This is a genomic window from Lonepinella sp. MS14435 (assembly GCF_042485795.1).
Classification (GTDB): Bacteria; Pseudomonadota; Gammaproteobacteria; order Enterobacterales; family Pasteurellaceae; genus Lonepinella.
This window is the reverse complement of record NZ_CP169368.1, coordinates 1,868,482-1,877,645: the sequence shown is the minus strand read 5'-3', so window position 1 is coordinate 1,877,645 and position 9,164 is coordinate 1,868,482. Positions and strand designations below refer to the sequence as shown.

Here is a 9,164-nt window from a genome sequence, read left to right as displayed (position 1 = left end):
ATAGGGCTTTAGCCTTATTTCGCATCCTTTAGCAACCGCTGATATTCTTTAGATTGATTTAATAAAATTTTGGCTGCCATTTTTAAATTATTAATGTCGTCAGTTGGTAAGTAAAAACTGGTCGGCAAATTTAACATTCGTTGGCGAAATTCCGCTTGGCTATCAGGTAAATCACGTAAATTTAAGCTAATAAAATAGATGCCAGCTTTATTACCTTTTATCTTGGCTAATTCTTCATTACGAGCATCAACCACCGCACGGAAACGGTTTAAACTGGTTTGTGAGGTTTGATCAATCGGCACGTCAATAACCGCCGTGGCTTGATCGGAAAAACTAGGTATTTCAGCGGTTTTATCAATTTCAGTGCTAATTTGGTTTTGGGCATTGACGCTGATGATAATAATCCGTTTGATATTGCTGCTTTGTAATCGTTTACGAATGGCACTTTCAGGTGCGACTTCTTGAGTTTCTAATAAACTCTTAATCCCTAAATTATCGGTCAACCCACCGTCTAATAAATGAATATAAGGGCGATCTTGGCTGTTGGCGTATTGCTGTAATTGGCGAATATATTGCTGACGTGACTCATTTTGCAAACTATTAGGATCTGCATCTAAACTATCTTTTAACTCTTTAGATAGCTCATAGTGACAATTACCACCATTATTATTCAAGGTAAGTGGTGAAAAGACTAAAGGCACCGCACTTGATGCCGCCACGGCTCGAGCAAGGGGCAATTTGGATAAATCAAGACACATAGTATCAAACTGTTCTTGGGTAAAATCTAGTCTGCGACCAATAGACATATCGGTAGCACTAATCACCGCAAAAGGTCCGTTACGTTTCGTGGCTAAATCGCCAAAGGTTTTATTGCCAAACAAGGTAATTTCAAACTGTTCTTGCAACAAATCACCTCGCCCAAATTCAGGGGAGAACAATCTCGGCATATTGGCAAAGGAAAGCGTTTGATTGACCATTAATTTTTGGAAATTTTGTTTTAAGAATTTTTTCTCAAAATTCGGAATCGTTTCCTTGCCATACAATGAATAATAAATAGCAAGTATTGATCCACCCGAAACACCATAGACCATATCCACATTATCAATTAAATTAGTTGGTTTTCCGTCTAAAGTAATTGGATGATTATTTAACTCTTCTAAAACACCATAACCAAAAGCCGCGGCACGAGTGCCACCGCCAGAGAACATAATGGCAACAATGGTTTGATCATTAAATTTCTCTTGCATGACTTGTTGAAGACGATAACCCTTTAATGGATCCACTTTATCAATAGTCGCAAGGGGTTGATATTGCACCGCATTACAAGCGGTTAAAAATAAAGTTGCACTAATCAGAGCCAATTTATGCAGTGATTTCATTAGATTATTTTCCTTTTCTTTTCGTTAAAAAAACAAACTTTCCGAAGTATATCAGAAAGTTTGTTTTTTATACTGTTTTATCGAGGGAGCTTAAACAATCGCTTCAATGCCTTTTTGTTGCACTAAAGTCAATAATTTTAAGGCAGCCCCTTTCGGCGTTCTAGTACCACGTTCCCAAGCCGCAACGATATTTTTGCTGACATTTAAACGGTGAGCAAATGCGGTTTGAGAAAAGCCTTCTTTTTCTCGGATTTTCATGATCTCATTGCTAGAAAGTGTTTGAGGTTGTTCTGCTACAAGACAACGCTCATCAAATTCTTTCATCACTTTTTCATCAACCAAGCCATGTTCATATAGATCCGCAATATGTTCGTGGATTTGTTGATCTATTATGTTATTGTATTTCATCGTTCTTTCCCTTATTGGTAAAAATCTCAATCAAACTTTTCTGTTTGATATGCAGTTCTACAATCTCATGATCTTCCTTGTACATTTTAGCCATTTTCTTTAAGTTGTCTAAAGTTTCTTGGGAGATATTCTCAAGATCATTTTTCTCAAAAATAGACACAAAAAAGCAATTTCCCCGAATTTTGTAGAATATCAATGATCGATACCCCGAGGATTTCCCTTGTCCTTGTTTAGCAATGCGTTGTTTAATCACATTGCCACCAAGATTGGCATCAATCAAGCCTTTTTCTGCCCGAATAACGGCATCGATCAATAAACTGTCGTCAATTCTGTTTTTATCTGCAAAAGCAGCAAAGGATTTGGTTTTAAATAGTCGCATAAATTATCTGTCATCTTTCTCGTGAGTGCAATAGGATTTTCACGATAAAAGAACCGTATCATTTTGCCTACAATAGATTGTGGATTTTGGAATGGGGATCACAAAATTAGCAGTTACATTGTTTCTCAGCAGCATTAATATGGTTTTTATAACTTTTTTATATAACTAACAGCAAAAGATTATTTCTTTTCTATCCCGCCTTTCTTATATGATCTAGTCAGATTTATTTTTCTATTAACCTAACCGAATTTTATCCTGTGGGGGGGCTAGCTATGAGCAATGAACAAAAACCAAAACTTTCCGATAACGAACGTTTAAAAGACCAAAGTGACTATTTACACGGTACAATTTCCAATGATTTAGGTGAACAAATTACTGGCGGTTTTAAGGGGGATAACTTCCAACTGATCCGCTTTCACGGTATGTATGAACAGGACGACCGTGATATTCGTGCCGAACGTTTAGAACAAAAACTTGAGCCGAATAAAAATGTGATGCTACGTTGCCGTTTACCAGGGGGGATTATTTCACCGAAACAATGGCTTGGTATCGACCAATTTGCTACGGAACATACAAGCTATGGTTCGATTCGGATTACCAACCGTCAAACTTTCCAATACCACGGTGTGCTGAAAACGAATATCAAACCTATGCACCAGTGGTTACATCAATTAGGCTTAGATTCTATTGCCACAGCGGCGGACGTAAACCGTAATGTACTTTGTACTTCCAATCCCGTGGAAAGCAAGTTGCATGCCGAAGCCTATCGTTGGGCAACCAAAATCAGTGAGCATTTATTACCTAAAACCACGGCTTATGCGGATATTTGGCTAGATGGCGAAAAAGTATTAAGCACCGAAACCCAACCTAAAGTGCCAGTAGTTGAAAAAGCCAATAGTGGTGATAAAACCGAGCCAGTATTAGGTAAAAATTATTTACCGCGTAAATTTAAAACTGCGGTGGTTATTCCTCCCCATAATGATGTGGATTTACATGCGAATGATATGAATTTTGTGGCGATTGGTGAAAATGGCAAATTGATTGGCTTTAATGTATTAGTGGGTGGTGGTTTGTCGATGGAACATGGCAATACCAAAACTTATCCGAATACTGCCTATGAATTTGGTTTTGTCGGCTTAGACAAAGTGCTGGATTGTGCAGCTTCTATTGTGTCAGTACAACGAGATTGGGGTAATCGGGCGGATCGTAAAAATGCACGTACTCGTTATACCTTACAAAATCATGGAGTAGAGAATTTTATTCATGAAGTGGAAAATCGCATGGAAAGCAAATTCGAACCGATTAAACCCTATGAATTTACTTCACGTGGCGACCGTATCGGTTGGGTGCAAGGGGAAGATAAAAAGTGGCATTTGACTTTGTTTATTGAGAATGGTCGCCTGCTTGATTATCCCGATCGTCCGTTAAAAACGGGCGTGCGAGAAATCGCCAAAATCCATAAAGGGGATTTCCGTTTAACCGCTAACCAAAATTTGATTGTGGCAAATGTATCTGCTCGAGATAAAGCGAAAATTGAACAAATTGCTCGTGAGCATAAACTGATCGATGAGAGAACCACTAAACAACGTGAAAATAGTATGGCTTGTGTATCCTTGCCAACTTGTCCGTTGGCAATGGCAGAAGCAGAACGTTTTTTACCGCCATTTACCGATAAAATTGATGTACTGTTTGCCAAACATGGTTTAAGTGATGAGCATATTGTATTACGAGTAACAGGCTGTCCAAATGGTTGTGGACGAGCAATGTTGGCGGAAATCGGTTTGGTCGGTAAAGCTATCGGACGTTATAACTTACATGTCGGCGGTAATTTACAAGGCACCAGAATTCCCCGTTTATTTAAGGAAAATATTACTGAAGATGAAATTCTAACCATTATTGATGGTTGGTTAGCGGATTGGGTACAAAATCGTCAAGTAAAAGAGGGTTTTGGTGATTTCGCCATTCGGACGGGAATTGTGAAACCTGTGGTAAATGCTCCCGTGGATTTCTGGGACGCCAGTAAAGTTGTTACATTGCAAGCAGCATAAAAGGGGACTACGATGAATTATTTTCCATTTTTTGCTGAACTGAAAAATCGTCCTGTGTTAGTTGTCGGGGGCGGCTCGGTAGCATTACGTAAAATTGAAGCGTTATTAAAAGCTAACGCCAGTATTAAAGTGGTGGCAGAACGGCTAAATAGTGCGGTGCAAAATCTGAAAGATTTAGGCAAAATTGAGCATATTGCCAGCCATTTCGCCGAAGAACAGCTTGATCGCGTGTATTTAGTCATCGCCGCTACCGATGATGTAGGACTGAATAAACGTATTTTTAATGCAGCGGAACAACGTTGTCGTTTAGTCAATGTGGTGGACGAACAGGAACATTGTAACTTTATTTTTCCGTCTATTATTGACCGTAGTCCAGTGCAAATTGCCATTTCAAGTGGTGGAACGGCACCTGTATTAATTCGCTTATTACGGGAAAAATTAGAAGCCTTATTACCGAAAAATATTGGCACCATGGCAACCATTGCCCAGCGTTTTCGTTCGCAAGTGAAACAACGTTTTCCACATATCACCCAACGTCGCCGTTTTTGGGAACAACTGTTCCAATCGGCAGATTTCCAACGTTTAACCGATAATCAGCAAATTCAGCCAGCAGAAACCTTGTTGCAACAATCCTTAAGCCGTGAATTAACTCGGGTAGGTGAAGTGTCTTTAGTGGGAGCAGGTCCGGGGGATAGTGGCTTATTAACCTTGAAAGGATTACAACGTATTCAACAGGCAGATATTGTGCTTTATGATGCGTTGGTATCAGAACAAGTGCTAGATTTAGTTCGCCGTGATGCGGAAAAAATTTCGGTGGGGAAACGTGCGGGTAGCCACAGTGTGCAACAGGAAGAAACCAATCGCTTATTAGTGAAATATGCTAAACAAGGCAAACGTGTCGTGCGTTTAAAAGGTGGCGATCCTTTTGTGTTTGGTCGTGGTGGGGAAGAATTAGAAGTGCTAAAAGCGGAAAATATTCCGTTTGAAGTCGTGCCGGGGATTACTGCAGCATTGGGGGCAACGGCTTATGCTGGGATTCCATTAACCCACCGTAATTACGCTCAAACCACTATGTTTATCACAGGACATACCAAACCCGATGGCAAAAATCTGACGTGGCAAACCTTGGCTCAAGGTAATCAAACCCTTGCAGTCTATATGGGAACCATTAAAGCGGCGGATCTGGCAGAGAATCTGCAAATTCATGGGCGTTCGCCTGATACGCCAGTAGCAGTGATTAGTCACGGCACCTTGCCAACACAACAGATCTTTGCTGGGAAATTAGCAGACTTAGCGAAACTGGCAGAACATGCACCATCACCTGCCTTAATTGTGATTGGGGAAACGGTTGCATTACAACCAGAATTAGCTTGGTTTGGTCAGCAAGCCCAACAATTTGTCGGCTCTGCAACCGCATTTAAATTAGATGATATTGTGGCATTACCGCCTGAAAAATTGGCAGCATAACGAATAAGAGATGTATTATGAGTATTATTCCTAACGAAATCATTCAACAATTACAAAATTTATCACCAACACAATTCGCTTGGTTATCAGGTTATTGTTGGGCAAAAACTGAAAATAATAACGTGGCAACCACCGCCGTAGAAAATATTGCGACAGCCATTGCACCAACAGTCAAACCTTTATCGATTAGCGTATTATCCGCTTCACAAACAGGTAATACTCGCAAAATTGCAAATTTATTGGTGGAACGGTTACAAGCTCAAAATTTATCGGTAAAACAGATTAATATTGGCGATTATAAAACCAAAAATTTAGCCGAAGAAGATGTCGTATTGTTGCTCACTTCTACCCAAGGCGAGGGCGAACCACCAGAAGAAGCAGTGAGTTTACATAAATTCCTGTTTGGCAAAAAAGCCCCTAAATTAGACAGTGTCAGATTTGCTGTGCTGGGGTTAGGTGATAGCAGTTACGAACATTTCTGTGGTGCCGCTGTGGAGTTTGATCAGCGTTTGGCGGAATTAGGGGCAAGTCGTTTGTTAGATCGTCAAGACTGCGATTTGGACTATCAAGCCACCGCAGAAGGCTGGATTGATCGTATTGTGCCAGTTTTGCTTCAATTAAATCAAACATCGCAGAGTAGTAGCACCACTGCTGTGCCAAGTGTAACAGCAAGTGCAACGCCGACATCTGTTTATAATAAAGAAAATCCATTTCCAGCTACTCTAGTCACCCGACAAAAAATTACAGGCAGAAATTCAGATAAAGATGTTCGCCATATTGAATTTGATTTGAGTGGTTCTGGCTTAAGCTACCAAGCGGGTGATGCCTTAGGGGTGTGGGCAAATAATGATCCTGCCTTGGTTGATGAAATTCTGACCGCGTTAGCTTTAACAGGTGATGAAACCGTGGTTATCAAACAGCAAAATAAAGCCTTACGCCAAGCCTTAATTGAAGATTTAGAAATCACCCAAAATACACCGCAGTTTGTGAAAGGTTATGCGGAATTTGCTCAACTGCCAGAAAGTGCGGTGCAAAATCCACAAGTTTTTGCAAGCCAACACCCGATTGTGCATTTGCTTAATCATTTTCCTGCAAAATTAACCGCTGAACAATTTGTGGCGTTATTGCGACCACTCACACCGCGTCTTTATTCCATTGCTTCCAGTCAAGCGGAAGTGGGCGATGAAGTGCATTTAACCGTGGGCGTGGTGCGTTATCAAGATGACGAAATTGAGCGGCAAGGTTGTGCTTCCCATTATCTGGCGGAACGTGCAGAAGAAGATGGAGCCATAGGGGTTTTCGTGGAGCAGAATAATAATTTTAGATTACCAGAAAATAGTGAAACCCCTATTATTATGATTGGTGCGGGTACGGGCATTGCACCGTTCCGAGCCTTTGTACAACAGCGTGCAGCCGATGAAGCCACGGGGAAAAACTGGTTAATCTTTGGTAATCCGCATTTTAGTGAAGATTTCTTATATCAAACCGAATGGCAAACCTTTGCTAAAGACGGTTATTTACATAAATACAGCTTTGCTTGGTCAAGGGATCAAGACGAGAAAATTTATGTACAAGATAAAATTCGTGAAAATGCTGCGGATATTTGGCAATGGTTGCAAAATGGCTCACATATTTATGTGTGCGGTGATGCCAATAAAATGGCAAAAGATGTGGAAAAAGCCTTGCTTGATGTGATTGCCGAACAAGGCAAATTAAGTGTTGAAGATGCAGATGAATATTTAGATGAATTGCGTCAAGCAAAACGCTATCAGCGAGATGTTTATTAATAGGAGCATAATGATGACTGATAAACAAAATGCCTTACGTTGGTTTAGAAAAGAAGATGGCTGGGCGATTATTATTAGCCTTGGTTTTTTATTCGTTGCAAGCCTTTTCTATTTAATTGGTTTAAATAGTATTTTACCTTACTTTGCAGTTTCTGTGCCATCGTGGGTAAATGTGGAACAATTAGTAGATAAACTTCCAGCTAAAATTCCAGCTTTCTTGCTATTATATTTTTTACTGGCAGGCAGTTTAACATTAGGTGCCAAGCAATTAGGTTATAATAGTAAAACTTTTTTAAAAGGATTTAGTTTATTGTATGTTTTGGCGGTGTTAATTTTAATTATTAGTGCCAATAAAACATTAAAATCATGGCAATTAGAAAGTCCTTTAGTGGCATTGTTTATTGGCTTGATGTTAGGTAATTTTTTAAAATTACCGCAATGGTTTCAAGAAGCGTTACGCACTGAATATTATGTCAAAACAGGCATTATTTTAATGGGGGCAACCTTACCATTTACGATTATTCTCAAAGCAGGTGGTGCCGCTATTGGACAAGCCTTAATTGTTTCCTTTGTTACATTTGGCAGCATTTATTGGGCAGCGGTAAAATTGGGTTTAGATAGACGTTTTGCCGCCTGTTTAGGTGCTGGTGGATCAATTTGTGGGGTATCTGGTGCGATTGCTATTGGGGGAGCTTGTCGAGCTAAACAGGAACATGTTTCAGTATCCATTTCTCTGGTTGTGGTTTGGGCTGTGGCAATGATCTTTATTTTACCTGTTTTATGTAATGCACTTGGTTTGCCTGCGGGTGTTGCTGGTGCGTGGATTGGTACATCGGAATTTGCTGATGCCGCTGGTTTCGCCGCAGCAGAAGCGATTGGACACGAAGCTGCCACACAGGCATTCACCTTAATGAAAGTGATCGGGCGTGATATGTTTGTGGGGGTATGGGCATTTTTAGTGGCAATTTTGTCTGTTACCGTCTGGGAACGAAAAACATCTTCTGAAAGTGAGCGAGTAGATGCCGCTGAAATTTGGCGTCGTTTTCCGAAATTTATTATCGGCTTTTTTGTTGCCTCTCTATTAACCACGCTATTCATTTCGGTTTTACCCGATGCACAATCCACAGGTTATAGTAAAGAAGTATTATCAACCTTAAAAAATCTGCGTGGTTGGTTCTTTACTTTGACATTCTTGAGTATCGGCTTAACCACCCGTTTTCGTGATTTAGCCGCAGTTGGAATAAAACCAATTTTAGCCTTTAGTTTTGGGGTGGCAATCAATTTACCATTGGGATATTGGTTATCTAATCATGTTTTTGTTTCTTTCTGGACAAGTCTATAAGGAACTAGATATGAGTATGGTTAATTTCAAAACGAGTATTAAAAGCAGCTTACCATTTCAACATATTAGAAATCAGGCATTATTGCAATTTTTGCAAAGTAACAATTATGCTATTGCATATAATGCTGATAAGTGGCAGGCTTGTAGCTATAGTATTGAAGCTGAACAAGCAAAACAACAACTTCGCCAGCAAGGTTTTTTGGATAATGAATTTCAGATTTCCTTAGAATATCAACGAAGTTGGGGGTTTTTATAACAAACCAAAATGAAGCGTACTTTAATGTATGGTTTAACATGAAAGTGCGGTGTTTTTTAGCGGAATTTAGATAAACCTAATTATTGTAATCCCAGTTA

The 9,164-nt window shown here is 39.8% G+C and carries 8 protein-coding genes; 5 read left to right on the top strand and 3 right to left on the bottom strand.

Going from position 1 to position 9,164, the window contains the following annotated elements:
* Positions 1-14: 14 nt before the first annotated feature.
* The 3 genes from O1Q80_RS08890 to O1Q80_RS08880 all read right to left on the bottom strand — a co-directional run bounded on the left by O1Q80_RS08890 (position 15) and on the right by O1Q80_RS08880 (position 2,166).
* Positions 15-1,379: a patatin-like phospholipase family protein gene (locus O1Q80_RS08890; protein ID WP_386694573.1), complete on the bottom strand. Its 1,365-nt coding sequence runs from the start codon at positions 1,377-1,379 to the stop codon at positions 15-17.
* 90 nt (positions 1,380-1,469) lie between these two features.
* Positions 1,470-1,787 carry a helix-turn-helix domain-containing protein gene (locus O1Q80_RS08885; protein WP_386687095.1) on the bottom strand — a complete coding sequence of 106 codons (318 nt, stop codon included), beginning with the start codon at positions 1,785-1,787 and terminating at the stop codon, positions 1,470-1,472.
* Positions 1,774-2,166 carry a type II toxin-antitoxin system RelE/ParE family toxin gene (locus O1Q80_RS08880; protein WP_386687093.1) on the bottom strand — a complete coding sequence of 131 codons (393 nt, stop codon included), beginning with the start codon at positions 2,164-2,166 and terminating at the stop codon, positions 1,774-1,776. Before O1Q80_RS08880 ends, O1Q80_RS08885 begins: the two co-directional genes overlap by 14 nt.
* Before the next feature lie 272 nt (positions 2,167-2,438).
* Here O1Q80_RS08880 and cysI point away from each other — a divergent pair, with 272 nt between their 5' ends.
* From cysI to O1Q80_RS08855, 5 genes are read left to right on the top strand one after another with little or no spacing between them, the layout of a single operon-like run.
* Positions 2,439-4,214, top strand: a complete 1,776-nt coding sequence (gene cysI, locus O1Q80_RS08875) for an assimilatory sulfite reductase (NADPH) hemoprotein subunit (protein WP_386694571.1) — start codon at positions 2,439-2,441, stop codon at positions 4,212-4,214.
* A 12-nt stretch (positions 4,215-4,226) separates the two neighbouring features.
* The gene (cysG, locus tag O1Q80_RS08870; RefSeq protein ID WP_386687089.1) at positions 4,227-5,681 is read left to right on the top strand and encodes a siroheme synthase CysG; all 1,455 of its coding nucleotides are present in this window, start codon (positions 4,227-4,229) and stop codon (positions 5,679-5,681) included.
* A gap of 17 nt (positions 5,682-5,698) precedes the next feature.
* Positions 5,699-7,468: an assimilatory sulfite reductase (NADPH) flavoprotein subunit gene (locus tag O1Q80_RS08865; RefSeq protein ID WP_386694569.1), complete on the top strand. Its 1,770-nt coding sequence runs from the start codon at positions 5,699-5,701 to the stop codon at positions 7,466-7,468.
* Positions 7,469-7,481: 13 nt separating this feature from the next.
* On the top strand, positions 7,482-8,810 hold the full coding sequence (locus tag O1Q80_RS08860) for a YeiH family protein (RefSeq protein ID WP_386694567.1): 1,329 nt from the start codon (positions 7,482-7,484) through the stop codon (positions 8,808-8,810).
* Between the two features lie 10 nt (positions 8,811-8,820).
* Entirely contained in the window at positions 8,821-9,066 is a 246-nt protein-coding gene (locus O1Q80_RS08855; RefSeq protein WP_386687083.1) for a hypothetical protein, read from the top strand.
* Positions 9,067-9,164 lie beyond the last annotated feature (98 nt).

Excerpts from the sequence above, each read along its gene's own strand:
- O1Q80_RS08860 (WP_386694567.1), top strand. The coding sequence starts at position 7,482 with ATGACTGATAAACAAAATGCCTTACGTTGGTTTAGAAAAGAAGATGGC.
- O1Q80_RS08880 (WP_386687093.1), bottom strand. The coding sequence starts at position 2,166 with ATGCGACTATTTAAAACCAAATCCTTTGCTGCTTTTGCAGATAAAAAC.
- cysG (WP_386687089.1), top strand. The coding sequence starts at position 4,227 with ATGAATTATTTTCCATTTTTTGCTGAACTGAAAAATCGTCCTGTGTTA.
- O1Q80_RS08890 (WP_386694573.1), bottom strand. The coding sequence starts at position 1,379 with ATGAAATCACTGCATAAATTGGCTCTGATTAGTGCAACTTTATTTTTA.
- O1Q80_RS08885 (WP_386687095.1), bottom strand. The coding sequence starts at position 1,787 with ATGAAATACAATAACATAATAGATCAACAAATCCACGAACATATTGCG.
- cysI (WP_386694571.1), top strand. The coding sequence starts at position 2,439 with ATGAGCAATGAACAAAAACCAAAACTTTCCGATAACGAACGTTTAAAA.
- O1Q80_RS08865 (WP_386694569.1), top strand. The coding sequence starts at position 5,699 with ATGAGTATTATTCCTAACGAAATCATTCAACAATTACAAAATTTATCA.
- O1Q80_RS08855 (WP_386687083.1), top strand. The coding sequence starts at position 8,821 with ATGAGTATGGTTAATTTCAAAACGAGTATTAAAAGCAGCTTACCATTT.